Source organism: Nitrospirota bacterium (assembly GCA_040757335.1).
In the GTDB taxonomy this organism is placed as follows: Bacteria; Nitrospirota; Nitrospiria; order 2-01-FULL-66-17; family 2-01-FULL-66-17; genus JBFLXB01.
In genome coordinates this window covers 33251-51393 of sequence record JBFLXB010000012.1, presented here as the reverse complement: position 1 = coordinate 51393, position 18143 = coordinate 33251, and the positions used below count along the sequence as shown (strand labels likewise).

Annotated in this window: 9 protein-coding genes; all 9 read right to left on the bottom strand. The window is 58.2% G+C overall.

Annotated features, from left to right (window positions below; genetic code table 11):
- Nucleotides 1-203: 203 nt before the first annotated feature.
- Complete coding sequence (locus AB1451_08325) at nt 204-4406, bottom strand: glycosyltransferase (protein MEW6682915.1); 4203 nt, start codon at nt 4404-4406, stop codon at nt 204-206.
- Between the two features lie 5 nt (nt 4407-4411).
- Nucleotides 4412-6688, bottom strand: coding sequence for a methyltransferase domain-containing protein (locus AB1451_08320; protein ID MEW6682914.1), 2277 nt, complete (start codon nt 6686-6688; stop codon nt 4412-4414).
- A complete protein-coding gene (locus AB1451_08315) occupies nt 6685-7968 on the bottom strand; it encodes an ABC transporter ATP-binding protein (GenBank protein MEW6682913.1) in 1284 nt (427 codons plus the stop codon). Before AB1451_08315 ends, AB1451_08320 begins: the two co-directional genes overlap by 4 nt.
- An 8-nt stretch (nt 7969-7976) precedes the next feature.
- A complete protein-coding gene (locus AB1451_08310) occupies nt 7977-8774 on the bottom strand; it encodes an ABC transporter permease (protein ID MEW6682912.1) in 798 nt (265 codons plus the stop codon).
- 10 nt (nt 8775-8784) lie between these two features.
- Complete coding sequence (locus AB1451_08305) at nt 8785-9369, bottom strand: winged helix-turn-helix transcriptional regulator (GenBank protein MEW6682911.1); 585 nt, start codon at nt 9367-9369, stop codon at nt 8785-8787.
- Between the two features lie 138 nt (nt 9370-9507).
- Nucleotides 9508-10614, bottom strand: a complete 1107-nt coding sequence (locus tag AB1451_08300; GenBank protein MEW6682910.1) for an acyltransferase — start codon at nt 10612-10614, stop codon at nt 9508-9510.
- A gap of 296 nt (nt 10615-10910) precedes the next feature.
- The gene (locus AB1451_08295; GenBank protein ID MEW6682909.1) at nt 10911-13175 is read right to left on the bottom strand and encodes a S8 family serine peptidase; all 2265 of its coding nucleotides are present in this window, start codon (nt 13173-13175) and stop codon (nt 10911-10913) included.
- A 71-nt stretch (nt 13176-13246) separates the two neighbouring features.
- Nucleotides 13247-14527 (bottom strand): tail fiber domain-containing protein, encoded by a 1281-nt coding sequence (locus AB1451_08290; GenBank protein ID MEW6682908.1) that lies wholly within the window; start codon nt 14525-14527, stop codon nt 13247-13249.
- An 89-nt stretch (nt 14528-14616) separates the two neighbouring features.
- Entirely contained in the window at nt 14617-17652 is a 3036-nt protein-coding gene (locus tag AB1451_08285; GenBank protein ID MEW6682907.1) for a DUF11 domain-containing protein, read from the bottom strand.
- Nucleotides 17653-18143: the final 491 nt, after the last annotated feature.

The following is an 18143-nucleotide window of genomic DNA, read 5'->3' as shown; positions in this document are numbered from 1 at the left end:
CTCACGCCTTTCCTATCGCCTCGCCCAATGATGCCGCGGTGTATTTCCAATCGGCATTCGTCTTAGTGGTCCACCAGGTCTGCCCGAGTCACTGACCTGCGTCACTGGGTGACGCACCACCACCCAAAGCGCCGAAAGAGAGAGCTTAATGACTCTTTATAACGACGAAGCCATAAGACGTCCTAACATACCAATCGCGGCCTTCATTTTGCAGCAACTACAATTAGTTCGTTCCGGTGTTCCGGAATTCGAGTTAGGATATCTGCCCTCCACCTAGGTATTGTCACTATTGGATGGCGAAAGTAGTCCTCACAGAACGAGTTGTACAACACTTCATAAAAATGATTCTCGATGATCCTGAACCCAACCTTTTTGAGCATGGTCCCTGTATCTTTTTCTGTGAAAAATCTGTTATGTCCTCTCCAAAAGCCGAACGACATCGCCGCTGTCCCCTCCACAGGCTCATGCAGAAAGTCACTGAGCGACCAGAGATGTAATAGTGTGTTAAGCATAAGAGCATTGTCAGAGGAAACTAGCAGCTTCCCTCCTACTTTTAGCACTCTATACATCTCCTTCAGCATCTCCAAGGGATGATATAAATGTTCAATTACATGAGAACAATTGATGAAATCCACCGACTCACTTTCTAATTCAATGCCATTGACCATTTCCTCGACGTTCTCGTCTTCATCGGTTGCCCTTACATACGGGTCAAGGTTCGCATAGAGAACGTGGATCGCTCTTCTGTCTAATTCACTTTTCCATGACTCGCGAAGAGGCAAATTGATCGTTGCCGTAATTCTTCCCTTATATTTCAGATACTCTCTGAGAATTATCGCCATCGAAAATGGAAATGCGCCTACGTCTAAAAAGACACCATTCTCTCTCTTCTCTAAGTGGCTATCAATTATTCGCGCCGTCAACCACAAACGGTGCATCTGGGTTATCATGAATGTCGGCTTCTTTATGTACTGATTATCGTCAGGCGGAACCTCGTCAAATGGTAATGGATCTCGATGTATCACGTAATCAATGAAATCCTTGCGAGGAACATCTAACCAACTCAATGATTTCTCATCAATAGATATTGGAGAACTGTCCTTGGTTATCTCGTTTATTGTTACGTTGTGATATTGTCGATAAAACGTTCGCTCTCTTGCTAGGCGATAAACCTCTTCGCTTCTCAGCGCCATCTTCGCCGAAGACAACTCCCGGATGCGATGCCTCGCGCCTTGCCCGAGACGGCGGCACAACGCTCGATCATCCAATAGGCGTTCAAGACAATCCGCCAAGGCTCCCGGATCTCCGTCCTCAAAGAGAAGGCCGGAGCGATCATGTTGCACCACTTCAGGTATGGCGCCCGCATTAGCGCCAATCACCGGCTTGCCATGCACAAATGCTTCGAGTGGCACGAGCCCAAAGGACTCATACCGCGAGGGAAACACCACCACATCGGCGGCACTGTAGACCTTGTCACGATCGCCCAGCGATAGCTCGCCCGTGAACAGCACGCGCGCTCTCGCCGCTCGGTCGAGATACTCGTGCAACCGCTCGCTCAGTCGCATGCAATCCTTACCGGCCACGACAAAGAGACAGTCATCACGCATCGGATGTCGTTCCACGAAATGCTGGACAGCAGAAAGGAACACATCGATCCCTTTGCGAGGCTCAAGGCGCCCCAGAAATAGAAAGATAAACTTGCCGCTCTCCTTGGCGACGGCAAGTTCTGGTAGATGGGCAATCTCGGCATAGTCCTTATCGACTTCGAACGATGGCCAATAGGCCAGACCCGCGGGTACCGTGTGCCAGCGCTTATCAGGGTTGAGCCCGTAGACTTTCGTGAACGTCTCCTTGATCGAGTCGCTGATCGGGATGACGCAGTCCGCCATGTCGATCAACCCACGCTCCAGCTCACACACAAGGTCCTTTTCGCGCTCGGTGAACTTCCAACCATTGCTCTCACAGGCCACCGCAAACGGCGTGACAAGTCGAACGACCAACGGAATGTCTACCCGCGGTCGGTAGGCCGCAAACGCGTACATCTCGTAGTCCCACACGCACGTGTCGATCACCGATATGGGATCGCGACGGTGTATCTCGAGGAGCATCTCCGCCACACGCATCGACCAATTGAGACTTCCCTCAACAACAGCGCTGTCACTGCCAAAGGTGCTCGTTGAGACCGCAGGTATCCGATGCAGCGTGAAGCGCCCTCGTTGATGCCTACTCTCTTCAGGCCCCTGAGCGATCACGCTGACGCGATGCCCCATCAGCAAGAGCTCGCTGGCCAAGTGATAAAACAGCGTCCCTACCCCGCCGCTTGGGGTAAAGGGCGGGAACTCCTTCGTGACCAGCATGACGTGCAGCGGTGTGAAAACGCGTGCTTCCGTATGATAGTGCAGAAAAGCGCTTGGCGAATCGGCGTCGTGCAACAGATGGCGTGGGCCTGCCGCGTGCCTAATGCCATCTTCCACTCCGCGCCAAATGTCGCGGCCCATTGCGTCAAAGTCGTCCTGCGCGACCACTCCTCTCTTCAGCCCCTCTGTGAGTTTCGCGACGCGATCCTGCGCGATTTGCTCTCGAACTGCAGAAATGATGTCGGTCGGGTTCCCGGTGTTAAAGCGGAGAGCGAAATAGGCCGTGTTCTTGCAGATGGAGTACCAGTTATAACGGTACTTATTGATCCGGTTGTCACTCTGTGCAAACTCATGTCGAATGAACAGTTGAGGCGAACAAACCAGCCGGTAACCAGCGCGAAGAACTCGCATGCATACATCAGATTCATCCAAGAAATAGTCATATTCCTCATCGAACCCGCCGATTTCTAGCAAGACTTTCCTCTTGAACGATGAGTTCGTCCCAAGCTGCGTGCGAAACCTGTCAGATCGCAGTGTCTCGTCACGAGTGGGATTCAGCGTGGCTCGGCCGTATGAGTCAACGACTATGTCCTCTGCCTGGAACTCCAGAGAGCCCGCAAGATATGTCACGCCACCGATACCACCAACGGCGCGGGGCACGGAGTTGTATTCAGCAAGCAGAGCTCCGACCCAGTCACCGAACGGCAACGCGTCGTCATCGATAAACGCAACGATATCGCCCGCAGCGAGTCGAATCCCAATATTTCGAGAGATCGACAGGTTGCGTTCTGAGTTCTTGGCGACCTTGATGCGGTGACGCCATTTGTCGATGACCTCGCCGGTGTTGTCGGTCGAGGGGCCGTCCACCACCACGACCTCACAGCGCGGGTCGTGCTGACGCTGCAAATAGTCCAGCGCCCGATCGAGCAGATCTCCACGGTTGTAGGTACAGATGACAATACTGACGCTCGTGTACGTGTCCGGTTGCGGGATCAGACGATTCAGCAGTCTCGCAAGCTGATTGTGGACTTCATTGTTATAGCTCGCGAGTACTGCTCGTTGGTGTGCAAGGAGCGCCTCCCGAAACGACGGGTCCTTCTCGATCCGGGCCACGAGTTGTACAAGCTCCGCGTCGGTCTCAAAGAGGCCGGGTGAGTGCTGAAGGGTCTCCGGAACAGCCGTGCGGGCGAGCGCCAAGACAGGGATATCGTGGCGGCACGCCTCGAGCAGCGGAACGCCGAATCCTTCATGCTCGCTCATCGAAAGAAACAGCCCCGCATTCGCATACTGCTCATTAAGCTCGGACTGTCCAATCCTCCCCATGACCTCGACACGATCCTGCAAATCCAACGTTCGAACAGTTTCCATTAATCTCTTGTAGAACGGGCTGCCGGAATCGTATCTGCCAACCAATACCAGCTTCCCGAGCTGGTGTCCGGCTTTCAGCAGACGTGAATAGACCTCCACGATCCGATCCTGCCTCTTGTTCTCCGCAATTCGGCCTACGAACAGCACATTGCGAGGCGCCGGCTGCGAGACCTGGCGCTCGGCCATGGTAGTGTCGAGAACAATTCGAAGCACTTGCGTCTTGTCCTTCGAGATGCCGAGGGAAATCAGTTCATCGATGTTGTACTGGCTATCACCGGTAAAGAGATCGAATCGGTCAAGAAGGTCGACGAGCTGCCGGCGCCCCTCGCGACAGTGTTGGTACAGGTGACTGCCTGGCCGGAAGAACTCGTGCGGTGTAATGTTGTGATAGTGAAGGATCTTGATCGCCTTCTGGCTCGCGACCTTCTCCGCCGTGTGCTCCGCGTAGCCGGAGTAGTGATAAATCACGATATCCCGCTCGTCCAGCTCCAGTAAGGCAATATGCCGAACGTATTGCTCTCTCTCTGGATGCGAACCTCCTGCGAAAATCTCGGTCCTGAGCCCGTAGTCCTCACGAAGAGTCCGGTCGAGACTCAGGACATGGTTGGACACGGCGTCATGGAGATCCAGCCCTTCAATCACCTGCACGATGCGCCCGGAAAAGTGTGAAAACATCGGCATGAGGCTCATCGGACCCGGAAATAGATCCTTCTGGCAAACGCCAGTATGGGCGGGCTCACCGACAAGACATCGCGAATCACTCGCCTGTACAGCCCGGAAATCCGTGCGCGGCGGCCTGGTAGAACGGTGCACAACACGAGTATCAGCCCCCTCCGGAGACGGAGCTTCCCAAGAGCACTGATCATCGGCATCTTTTCGAGGGGGCGTTTAAATAACAGGATGCTGAGAGCCTCAAACAGATAGGCCTCCGGTAGTCTTCGCAACGCGCCCACCGGATACACCGTGGCGTCGATGCGCAGACCATCTTCCCAGAGCTTTCTTTCCAGCGTACTGACGGGATGACTCTCCTGCCAAGCGACATAGCTATCCAATTGCTCCACGATCCGATGTCGAATAGTGTTAATGGCCGGTGCGATCTCAGACTCCGATGGAGTAGGTGCGGCACCCGGGACTGCCTGTCCTATGCGGGTTCTTGTGTCGACAGCCGGTGCGACCCGTTTGACGCGATGCCGAACTCTTCGGAAGGGCCGAAGCACTATCCCGCCGATACGACGGATTGCAGTGTAACCCGCCCAACGCCGCGGAAGTCTGCCTACGGTCCATTCGACATTGGCGATGCGGCCCACCCAGCGCCTGGCGAATACCGCTCCCTGACGGAGTGGCGCCGTCATGCGCCACGAACGGCTGGAGTAGATTGCTTGGAGCTCCTGCAGGCGTGCATCGGCAAGCGCCTGCGCATGTTGCTGCGCATGCAGTTGCGCAGCTAGGTCTTGGCGCAGCGTTTCGATCTGAGTGCGCACCTGAGAAAGCTGATTGGCTAGGTCGCTGCTCACCATCTGAGTACGGCTGGCGTACGAACCCAGTCCATCAAGATGCCGCTCAATGGCTTGTATCCACAGAGCTTGTGCTTCGCCAATGATATCCGGCTGATCAGAACGATCCGGGAGGTTTTGCAGACTCTCTCTGAGCAGCTTGAAACTCCAGACAGCCACTGGCTGATGCCACACGCTCAAAATCCACCTATTGAACGGGTCTGGCAAGTTATATGGGCTGATGAATGGCTGCCGTGGAAAAGCACGATCAACACTCCGTGCAGAAACGTCTCGGACGAAAATAACAAACGAAAGGATCACATCGCTTGGCCAAATGCAATCTTCCCGTTTCTTGGATATGGCACCGAAATCAATGAGCGAGGCTCTGCCGTCCGGCCCCACGATGACGTTCCAGACCCTGACGTCTCTGTGATAGAGCCCAACTTCCTCCAAAGCACACAATTGATCCAGCACGTCCAGCAAGATTGCCCTGCTGTCGTAGGCGACCTGCCCGCGTATCAGATCAATCAACAGATCGCCGCCCAGGGCCTCTCTGGCGAGCCAGGCCTCACGGTCGGTGGTGCCTTTGGTAAACAATGACGGCGCGCGTGGAAACCCGGGCGGAGGGGAATCCAGGAACTCGGCCTCCTGCTCAATTTCATCGCGATTTGGTTTGGCTAGCCGTCCAGTCAGCCGAAATACCTTCGCGAGTTGCCCTTCGCCAAAGAAGTACCGGCGCGTCCCCTCGTGAGCCTCTCCGGCGAGGGAATGGGAGCTGGTTGTCCATTTGGCAAACGCACCCAGCTTTCCATCCAAATACCAATACCGGCTACTGCACACATAGAGCGGCCGCATAATCTCGGACAGATGGGTCGGAAAACGTGACAGCTCATGGACAAACGGAACGCCGTCGAGTAGATATCGCTCGTCTTCAGGCAAGGATTTCGCCCAGTCGAGCGGCTCACTCGCGACGCCAAGTTCAAACACCGCGATTTCAGCCTTTGCGGTCAAGGCGGTCGTCCATTCGCGAACTCTGTCTTTACCGTACCGGTGACACAGATGATGAAGCACACTGAGCCCGAGCACCAGGTCGAACTCCCCGGGGTTCAGGTGTTCGATCGTGGACTCGATCGCGGCCTCGCGAAACTGAACATCAAACGTCGGATTCGCCTCACGCAACGCGTTGCAGACGGCGACATTGGCCGCCAGGTTGTCGATTCCGACCACGACAGCGCCTTGTGCGGCCAGGCTAAGGCTGATGAATCCCTGTGCGCAGCCGAGATCCAGCACACGCAGAGGTCGCCGGTGGTTTGCCGACAACGCCTCATATACCGCTACGATTTCGTTTAGGCGGTCACCGCATTCGCGCGAGGCCGACCACGATATTTCCGGATGGCCATAAATGGGTTGATATACCTCCGGCAGTGCTGCTACGAGCGAGGGAATGGACTGGCGATGCTCGATGCTCATGCGGCCTTGTGGCATTCAAATTGGGCTGCAAGATCGACAAGCCCCGATCCCTGCTGCCCGTTCGTCACCGTTATCAGGACAGAGTCATACCGCCGATCGATGGGCACGACCTGCCCGCTGTCATCCTCATTCGAGACTCCCAGGGAAATCAGGTAAGCCCCAGTGTTCAACATCATGGGAAATTCGAACGACACCACCCGGTTATCGCCCGCAGGTACGGACGACGGGGTCACTCCTGGTTGCGCAAATTTGGAGTTGGTACCGTAGACGTAGATCCCCTCGATCGTCTTGATCAGCAACCCGTATATGGGCTTCGCGAGTTCCTGCTCAGAATGAACCTTAAACGAGACTCGCATCCTTTGATGTGAATAGATAGCGGAAGGAAATGCTTCGCCATCGACCTCGACCAAGAAATCGAGAACACGTCCCCCGCCAACACCCCACCGATGCTCGTCTTTTCGGTAAAAAGGCCGCGTGTGGAAGCGCTCGACGTTATCTGCGGCAAACCGTGTTTCGTTAGCAGCCTGAGCTGATCGTACGGTTCTTTGGTGGGGCGCGCTCTTTCCGAAGAGATCGTCCAGGTACACATTTGAGACCTCACGTGCCGGCCCATCCATGAGGAGCCTGCCCTCCTTGATGAACAGGGCACGCTCGCAATGTTTCGCAATATCTCCCGCCGCATGTGACACATAGAGCAGCGTGGTACCAGACGCCTTCATCTCGCCGATCCGCTCGAAACACTTTGCTTGAAAAAAGAGATCGCCCACCGAAAGAGCTTCGTCCACGATCAGCACGTCCGGGCGAAACGCGGTAGCGGCCGCGAACGCTACCCGCATCTGCATGCCGCTGGAGGAGGTGCGTAGGGGTTGATCAAAATACTCACCGATATCGGCGAAGCGTTCGATTTCCGGCATCGCCGACTCGATTTCGTCCCGGTTGTAGCCCAACAGTCCACATCCATACAGGACATTTTGGCGGGCGGTGAATTCGGCGTTGAAGCCCATCCCCAATTCGAGGATCGCGCTGATGCGGCCCCCGACCTTCACGTGGCCTTCAGAGGGTGCGAGGGTCCCGACGATCAGCTTGAGGAGGGTGCTCTTCCCCGCACCGTTACGGCCGAGGATACCGATGGATTCGCTCGCCCCGACTGCAAATGAGACGTTTCGCAACACCCAGTGATCAGCGTATCGCCGAGGACCCGCTCCGAACCACCCTCGGAAGCGGTGCCATTGGCTCGAATACGTCCGGAACGATTTGCCGATGTTCTCGACCTCGATCATCGGAGCGCTCACAACACATCCGCCATTTCGGCACCGGCACGCCGAAAAACGCTGAGCGCCATACCCAACAACGCAAAAGTAACCAGAAGAACCACCCCCAGACTAACGAACTCGGGAGACGTGTTGAAGAGAAGGGCCTTGTGGAAACTCTGGACCACCATAGCCATGGGGTTCAGGTTCATTATCGGGCGCAGGGCTTCCGGAACAACATTCGGAGGATAGATGATGGGGGTGAACCAAAAGCCCAGTTGCAGCGCTACCGGCACCACCTGCCCCACATCGCGGATAAATACGTTGAACACGCCGAGCAGTATCCCGACCCCAAGCCCGAGCGCCAAGGTGAGCAGCATTAATAGCGGAACCCAGGCGATCTGGATGCCGGGTACGTGGCCCAGCACACCGAAGACGACGATGATGGCAAGAAACAAGAGGAGGTTGTTGACGAGCGCGGAGCCGGCCACGATCAACGGCAGGCTGATTCGGGGAAACGCGATCTTCTTGAGCAGATTGCCATTGTCGATGAATAGGGTGACGCAACGGCCGATCACCTCTGAAAACAACGACCAGGCGAGTATTCCGGACAGAAGATAGACGGCGTAAGCAAACTTGTCTCCGGCCATACCCGGTAGCCTCGCGGCCATCACTTGGCTCAGCACCAGCGCGAAAATGGCGGCTTGGGCCAGGGGATGAATGATCATCCACAGCCCGCCAAGGCGGCTGCGGATAAACCGCGAGCGAAACTCGTTCCGGATGGAGGAGAGAATAAAGTGGCGATAGTGCCAGACACCCATCACCTGGGATTTCATGGCTTGCTGCTCACACTCCCACGCAAACGATTTTCGAACCGTCCACTCCCAGATCCGCCAGACATTTCATCGCGTCTTCTCGCTCGCGCTCTACCACCACTACCCGGTCGTATTCAATCGACGCCAGCGACGCGGGGTCGGCCACCGGCTTCCCGCACAGCGACTGCCCCTGGTGTTTTAGGCCCACCACGCCGGTCAGGTCGAGATCAGCCTCCTGCAGCGAAAGCAGCGCGATCTCGGCGAGGTCCCCTGCTCCATACAGCACCACCGACCGTACCCCCGTCCTCTTCATCGCCTCGAATGTTGCGGTCAGCGTCCGTCGCGCCTCGCGGTAGAACACGTAGGAATCCTGAACGTATTGAAACGCCATCGCGGTCTTCTGCGCGATGCCGCTGGGCGTCAGTTCGTACCGGAGGCGGTTCGCTTTGAGGTTGACCACTTTAATCAGGCCCTTCTTCCCAAGCCGCCTCACGTACAAATTGGTCAATCCCAAGGCCACCCCGAGCCGCCGGCTCAACCCCCGCTGGGTCACCTCCCCGTTCTTGGAGAGTTCGTCCAGGATGCGGAAGAGATGAAAGCTGTCGTCTTTTCTCATCACATTCCCGATGACTACGAGGCGTTCATAGTCTGAACACCAAGAATCAGAAAAAGGGCCGAGGATTACCTGCAGCCCGCAATCAAATCCTGTTCATAATATGAACAGGTGACGATGTACCACTATTCCGCCGATCCGTCAATCTGAATTGTCCACGCCGGACACCCTAAGCCACCCAAAGGACTTCCTGAAGACTCTCTCAAATTTGCTTTGCCCTGAACTGACCGTAGCGGGCAGAGCCACTTTTCTTCGCACCTTGTCCCGCAACGGCTCGAGCCAGCGGTCAGCTGACCACGCTAGGGCAAACGACACCGCAAGTATCGGAAATACAGACAGAGCCAGTAGCGCTAGACCCCTCCTCTGCCCCCCTAGCACGAAAAGACTTACGGCGAATCCAATGATCCAGTGGGTGAGAAAGGCCGGGTACGCCAGGTCGCCAAAAATCTTTCCCCACCTTGGGGACAGAGACTTCAGGGATGAAGTGGTTAGACAAGAGATAAGAGCTAGCAAGGAGACCAGGTTCCAGTAGTAGAAGGTGTCAAAGTGAGGCCCCCCCATCCCTGCCACAACACCACAAAGAATCAGATTCGCGACCCAAACCAGGAATGAACCGAAGGCTACATATCGAATAGTAGAGATCGACAAGCGCGCTAATTGATCACGGCAGAAATAAATGCATGCCCCCAGAGAAAATGGGAGAAGCGCTGCATAAAAAGGGCGGTATCGGCTACTCCAGTCCATCCCCACTGCAAGGGTAACGACGTGGTAGGTTATCGTGAGCAATACGGTAGAAAGTGCTAAGGAGCGACTTCGTGCAACAACCAACCAAAGCAGAAAGTAGTTGATTAGCTCGACGGCTATAGACCACGTGGACGGCACTATGCGGAAAGACGCATCGTAGAACTCAAAAGGGAAGATTAGTCCATTCCCCAAAAAGTCTGATGCTCGATATTTAACTTCCCATACCGAGAGAAAGTCAGCAGACGCTGGTACAGACAGGATAAGATATGCCGAAACAACTGCCACAAGATAGTAGATCGGGAATAAGCGCAAGAATCTGTTCAACACAAACGACGAAAATCTAAACGAATATGTCTCATGAAGGATCAGGGTCATCAGATAGCCGGAGATAAGGTAAAAACCGAAGACTGCAAACACCCCCCAATGTGAAAAGAACCGCACACCTTCAGTCAGATGCGCGGTTACCACAAACATCGCAAGGGTAAATCTCAGGAACCCCATCATCCCTTGCACCTAACGCCCAACACGACAAACTGATCCATACTGCCTCGAACCTGTCTCCTATAGCGAATTCTTCATAGGGTTTGGAGCTGAATTACCGCAGGGTCCATTCTGGGAGATCTGCATCCCCATCTCATGACGATGTTCATATATTCTCGGGCTAAATGCGCTGGGCGTTAGTTCTATGCTGAAAACAGAGGATCAGAGAAAGGGCCGACAGCCACGCGCGGCCCGAAAGCTAGATCTGTTCATATTATGAACAGGTGACCATGTAGCATTATTCTGGCAAATCCGTCAACTTACTGCTGCCCAACGATCTGGGCTCCAAATCCGGATTCAAGCTGGTAGCCCGCACTCTGCCCTCCTGAACCCGCCACGCCCTGGCCCACCACGCCCGGCTCCATCCGGTACGACGACGAGGCGATGGACCCACCGCCCGTACTGCTGCTTCCGCTTCCGCCCAGATTCGTGGACGGGATTGCCACTCTGATCGTGGGGGCGCTGCACAGGGTGTTGTTGGACTCGGCCGTGCCCTCCGAGACTGCGTTCCCGCTGTCCGCCTTGGCGCACACGTAGTAATTGCCGAGGGGTGCCGTCAACGGGATCGTCTGTGTGGTGGCCCCACTGCTGGTGGCTCCCGCACTGAGCGAGGGCACTGGTCGCGTGGCGCTCAACGTGATGTCGTCCGTGCCGCCATAGGCCGGATCCGACGACAGATGAAAGTCGACCAGAAAGGCTCCAGCCGCCGATCCACCTTGATTGGCAACGCTGTCAGAGACATTGAACGCGTCTCCAGGCGCCAACACGGATGACCCGGTGAAGACCGAGGTCACGATCAGATCCGGCGGGGGAACCGTGACCGTCGATGGACTGCAGAGGGCGTTGTTGGCCTCGTTCGTTTCGATGACGGCGGACGCAGCATCAGCGATCGCGCACACGTAATAGTTCCCGGCAGGCGTTCCCCCTGAGATCGCCAGCGCGGTGGAGGCCACGTTCGACGCACCGCCGCCCAGGGAGCCCACTGCCCGCGTGGTGGCGATCGCGATATCGTCGCCATCGCCGGAACTCGTGTTGGTGGACAGGTGATACGCGATCGTGAAACTCCCCGCTGCACTGGTCCCTTGGTTGAAAGTCGTATCAGAGACCGATAGCGTGCTCCCCGCATTGACCGACGCGGCGTTCGGCGTTACATCGGTCATGGTCAGGTCGACAGGGCCGACCTGCGCCAGGGCCGCTGCCGCGTTGAGCCTTCCTCCAGTCATCGTCACCCCGGCCAAGGCGGGCACGGGATCGACGGTATCCAGTATCGCCTGCTTGACCTCAGCGACCGAAAGCGTGGGGCTCTCGCTGAACACGAGGGCGGCCGCCCCCGCGACGTGAGGCGCGGCCATGGAGGTGCCGCTGGCGTACAGATACCGTGACGGCGCGCAGAACGCACATCCGCCATTAGGCACCGTGGACAGAATACTGACCCCCGGCGCCCCCAAGTCCACCGTGGCTGCGCCGTAGTTCGAGAACGACGCCAAACCGTCCTGAGCAGTGGTGGCCGCCACGCAGAGCACGTTCGGCTGGCTGGATCCGCAGGGATGGGACGGGATCACATCGTTGTTCGTGGCCTCGTTGCCCGCCGACGCCACGAACACCACCCCCTGTTGATCGGCGTAAGCAATCGCGTTTTCCACAACTTGCGGAAAGCAATTGGAGCACCCCCAACTGGCGTTCAGCACCTTCGCGCCCATGTCCGCGGCGTAGACGATGGCGGAGGCGGCGTCGAACGACGTGCCCGTCCCCGTGGCGTCCAGAAACTTCACGGGCAAGATCTTGAGCTGCCAGGCCACGCCAACCACTCCCACGCCGTTGTTCCCGACCGCCCCGATCGTGCCCGAGACGTGCGTGCCATGCCCGTAATCGTCCAATGGGTTGTTGTCGTTATTGACGAAGTCCCACCCACGGATGTCGTCAACGTACCCGTTGTGATCGTCGTCAATTCCGTTGCCCGCGACCTCTCCCGGGTTGGTCCAGACATTCGCGGTAAGATCCGGGTGGTTGTAGTCGATCCCGCTGTCGATCACCCCCACAACGAGACCGCTGCTTCCGGTCTGGAGGTCCCACGCCTCGGGGGCGTCGATATCCGCATCGACCATGCCGCCGGTTTGACCGATATTGTGAAGGCCCCACAGGTCCGAGAAGCGCGGATCGTTCGGCACGGCTGACGCCGTCACGATATAGTTGGGCTCGACGTACTCGACGTTAGGGTTCTGGGCGAAGGATCGCAGCAGCGCGTCCACCGACTCACCCCGCTTTGACCTCAGCCGCTCCATTCGCAGGCGAGGGATTTCCGAGAGGACCTCGGTGTCAGTCTCGATGTGGGCTCGCTCTTTGTCCCCTGAGGTGGTGCCTTGTTTGAATCGAACGACGACTTCGGCAGGCGCGCGATCCGCGGTCACGACCGGTGTCGGTCCGGCGGAATCGCCCGGCGGAACCACGGACCACGCCACGTCGCCGGAAGCAATGACGATCGCCATGACCATCGCGATCAAGCCGGCCCGAAGAGCGATTTTCACGAAGTGCCGGCGGAGACGGCCGAGAAACTGCGTTGAGGCTCCAGCAGCCCAGCCGGGTGGCTATAGGCAACTCACTCGACTCGTGCAGCGGCCTGATTCTCGGGCGCGGGAAGTTTGGATTCCAAGTCCCGAATGTGCGCCTTGAGCGCCTGAATCTCCTCGGACTGCGCCTTCAAGCCCGCCAGAATGAATCCCGCATAGTCGGCTAGACTGACGGCCTTCCCGGTTTCATCGAGAATCTCTTTCGGAGACTCTTCCGCGATCACGCCGAGGTGAGGCTGCCGATTGTCCTCTGTCTTATACAGATACCGGACCATCTGCAAGTCGTTAATCTGATCCATGATCTTGGCGTAGTCGTTTTGCCCGAGAGGCGTGATGCCCTTTTTCAACTCTCGCGAACTCCCGGTGAGATACGCGGTCGCGCGGACATTGCCCGCGACTTCCAGACGCTCGGTGGGGTTCGTTACCCCAAACCCGATATTGCCAGCCCTGGGGTCTGTGACGATGGCCTTGTTACTCGCGATCGTGCCCGTTACCGAAGGCTCCCGAACAAACAGCCCAATGAACTCATTCAGGGTTCTCCCAGTGGCGATTTGCGGCCCCTCGACCGTAATTCCACGTAGGGAGTACGGCGCATTCGAATTGATGAAGTTGGCCAGCACCATTGTCGAATCAAAATCGGTGACCGAGCCAGTCGCCGCCGCATCCCGGAAGTAGATCAACCGAAACACCTGTTTGGAAAGAATATTGGCCGTGCTCTGGTCGTTGATCCGCAACCTGAGGGCTGTATCAATAGTGCTCGGCAAGGGAGACGAATTACTGAGCGTCTGGATGGCCCACATCGTCCCTTCACCAGCCGGGCTGGTGACTTCGGCGTGAAGTTTCGCTTGGGGACTCAACGTTCCAACTCCAACCCGTTGATTGGGCTTGTCTGTAATCGCAATCCGGTCTCCCAGGCTGTCCGCATCCTCGGCCTTGAGCGTGTATCCCACGCTGACCAGCCGCTGCCGCGGCGTCATCTCCGGATCGCTTCCGACCTTTACCCCGAGATAGCGATCCGGGGTGGTGCCCTGAAAGAAGTACGCCGGGAACGCGGTGGAGGAGCCCAGCAACACATTGAATAGTCCACCCGTGACGACCACGCTCTGGGTTTCGCTCCAGAGCGCGGTGCCCCCCGAGGGACCCGAATAGATCGAGAACGTGACGCTCACCGTCCCCGTGATCGGGGTTCCCCCGCCGTTCTTCAGCACCCCTTGGTAGTTGATGAGTTGGGGGACCTGGGCCTGGGCCAGGCCTCCCATAATGACTAGGCTTGCCACCAGCACTCCAAGGATTCCAATTCTCTGCGTCATCTTCATGGCCTCATTCCCCCTCCCCCATCGCGTGTATGTGAGTCTGTGACATTCATTGTATCCGTGTATCCGTCGGACGTGGGACCCCGCTAACCCCCGGTTACCCCAGGCGCATAGCCGGCATCCAGCCCATAATTCGTGCTCTGGCTGCCCTGGCCGATGCCCTGGCCCGCCACCCCGGTAATGAGTTGGTAGTTTGTCGAACTCATGGCCCCGCCGGCGTTGCTGAAGGCGTTGCCTCCCAGCGGCCCGGTCGACGGGGTTCCACTCACCGTCGTTTGCACCGTCGGCGTGGTGTGGTCACCCGGCGTGGGATCCGATGTGGGCGACGACACGGTGGCACTGTTGTTGAGCGTTCCCGTGGCCGTGGGCGTCACCGTGATCGTGATCGTCACCGACGCCCCGCTCGCCAACGTGCCGATGCTGCACGTCACCGTCGGATTGGCAAACGCGCACGTCCCCGACGATGCGCCGGTCCACGTTGCCGACCCGTACGTCACGCCCGCTGGCAGGGTGTCCGTCACCGTCACGCCGGTGGCCGGACTCGGCCCCGCATTCGACACCCCGATCGTGTACGCCATCGGCTGCCCCACGGTCGCGGTACTGGGTCCGAACTTCGAGATCGTCAGGTCCGCCGAGGAAGTGACGGTGGTTGATACCGGAGGCGTAGTGTTGTTGCCCGAGTTGGGGTCCGGCGTGGGCGACGACACGGTGGCGCTGTTGTTGAGCGTCCCGTTCACTGTCGGCGTCACGGTGATTGTTATCGTCACGGACGCCCCGCTCGCCAACGTCCCGATGCTGCACGTCACGGTCGGGCTGGAAAACGTACAGGTCCCCGACGACGCGCCGGTCCACGTTGCTGAGCCGTACGTCAAGCCCGTCGGCAGACTGTCCGTCACACTCACCCCCGTGGCGGCACTCGGCCCAGCGTTCGACACCCCGATCGTGTAACTAAACGGCGCACCCACGGTCGCGGAACCGGGGCCGCTCTTCGTGATCGCCAAGTCCGCCGACGAGGTGACCGTGGTCGTGACCGGCGGCGTGGTGTGGTCGCCCGGCGTGGGGTCCCAGGTCGGCGATGACACGGTGGCGCTGTTGTTGAGCGTCCCGTTCACCGTCGGCGTCACGGTGATTGTTATCGTCACGGACGCCCCGCTCGCCAACGTCCCGATGCTGCACGTCACGGTCGGACTAGCGAAAGTACACGTGCCCGTTGATGCACCCGTCCACGACGCCGACCCATACGTCACACCCGCCGGCAGGTTATCGGTCACACTCACCCCCGTGGCCGCACTCGGCCCCGCGTTCGACACCACGATCGTGTAGCTAATGGACTGTCCGACGATCCCCGTACTGGGCCCGGTCTTGGTGATGGACAAATTAGCCGACGGATAGACCGTGGTCGTCGCCGTCGAGGTGTTGTTGCCTGAGCTCGGATCATGCGTGGTGCTCGACACGGCGGCCGTGTTGGTCAGCGTTCCGGCCGTGGTGGGTTTCACGACGATCGTTACCGTTGCGCTTGACCACTTCGTCAGGGTCCCCAGGTTGCACGTGACGGTCCCGGTCCCTTGCGTGCAGCCGGTCCCTTGGCTGACGTAGAACGTGACCAGATCCACACCGGCGGGCAACGTATCGGTCACCGACACGTTGGTGGCGGTATTGGGTCCGGCGTTGTACACCGTCATCGTGTACGTCAGATTCTCGCCGACGTAAGCCGGATCCGGCGAGTCGTTTTTGACGATCGACAGGTTCGCCGAAGGATACACCGTGGTCGTTGCCTTGGCGTTGTTATTGCCGGGTGTCGGATCCGACGTGTGGCTGGACACGATCGCGCTGTTGCACAGTGTGCCGGCCGACATCGGCGTCACCACGATCGTCACCGTGGCGGTCGCTGCGTTGGCGAGGGTGCCTAGGTTGCACGTCACCGTGCCGCCCATCATTGAACAGGTGTCAGGCGTCCCCGGGCTCGCGGTCGCGGACACGTAGGTCACCGTGGTCGGGAGCGTGTCCGTCACCTTGACGTTGGTGGCGGAGCTGGGGCCGTTGTTGGTCACCGTGAGCGTGTAGATCAGGTTCTCCCCGACATACGCGGGGTCCGGCGTATCGGTCTTTGTGATCGACAGGTTCGCGCCCGACGGAGCATCGTCCTCGATGTCGTCGATGGGCACGTCCTGGCTGCCCGACGCGGTGGTGCTGGTGTGGAGCGACGACCCGGGCCAGTTGTGCGCTCCTGCGTCCAGGTGGCCGGTCCAGTACACCGCCCATTTCTTATCGCTGCCTCCATCCTCGTCTGGATCGAACAGCACCGCCCACGCGTACTCAATCTGCCTGGGTGTCGGCCCGCTCCCGTCACCGCCGCTGTACGAGGGGCCGGTGACGATGCAGGGATCCGAAACGGTCGGGACGGCGCTCCCCGACGCCTGCAACCGGCAGGTCTTGGTCAGCGTCCCCTCCAGGGAACCCACCGGCCCGTACCCGACGTAGAAGTTGCCAGCGCTGGTGATGCCAAGAATCCCATTTCTCATGTTGTCGTGGATGGTCGTGAAATACTTGGGTCCGGCGCTCCCCTCGTCGCGCAACCCGATTCTGAGGCGATAGGGCACGTCGTCACCGTCAAACCAGCCCTCCAGATGTCCCGACGTCCACCCCGTCATGGGCGTCGCCCCACCGGCCCACCCGGTCGCGGGGCTGTCGAGCGTGCAATCGCCCCGATCCTTGGAGCACCCTTGAAGCAAGAATTGCGTGCCATCGAGAAACGTCGTCGTCGCGAGCACGGCCAACGTGCTGGCATCCTTCGCGTTGACGGTCAGGATCCCGTTGTAGGCCGACACCGGCCCGCCGTCGATCAGGTAGTGGTACGTAAACGCGCCGGTCAAGTTCGCGGTGACAGTGTCGCTGCCAGGGGTCTCGGTTCCAGCTCCAGTGACGATGCTCCCGTCCGCCCGGATCACCTCGACAATCACCGAGCTGCCCGGCTCGAACCCGGTGCCGTAGATGACCGCGGTGTCGCCCAGCGTGTACTCGGGCTGGTTCGGCGCGATCTGCTCGTTCCCGGTCGCGGCGAATCCGACTCCCGCCAGAGCAACGGAGAGCATCCCTGCCCAAAGTAAGACCTTACGCTTCATGACCCGCACTCCTCCTCGGATGACACCGGGCCGTTGAATTTCCGCGGCCAAATGGACACGCAAGACCGCCCAACCCCCCTGTTCACAAAACACAACGGCCGACCCAAGACGTAGCTCGGTCGGCCGTAATAATGAAACCCCACGTGCAGCGCGGTTCGCACAACGCGCGACATGCATTCATTCCTTGATCACCCCGCAAGCGGTCAGCCTGGGCGATCGTTGATGGGCGCCGACCAATCGGCGCAAATAGACTTACTGCAACGTGTTACGTTTTAAGCAATTCTTGTTCCTGCTCTACCGGAAGAACCAACTGTAGAAAAATCGATTTATATTTCAAAGCCCTACAGATATATTGGCGCAGAGTTCGGGTCAGGTCATCTCAGCGTTTGGGGAAATATTTCGCCAAAGAGGATGAGTTTCTTTCCTTTCTAAGGCGAGCGCGAAATTCCTGTCATGAGCCCTTGCTGCGACCGCGGATACCCAGATCAGGG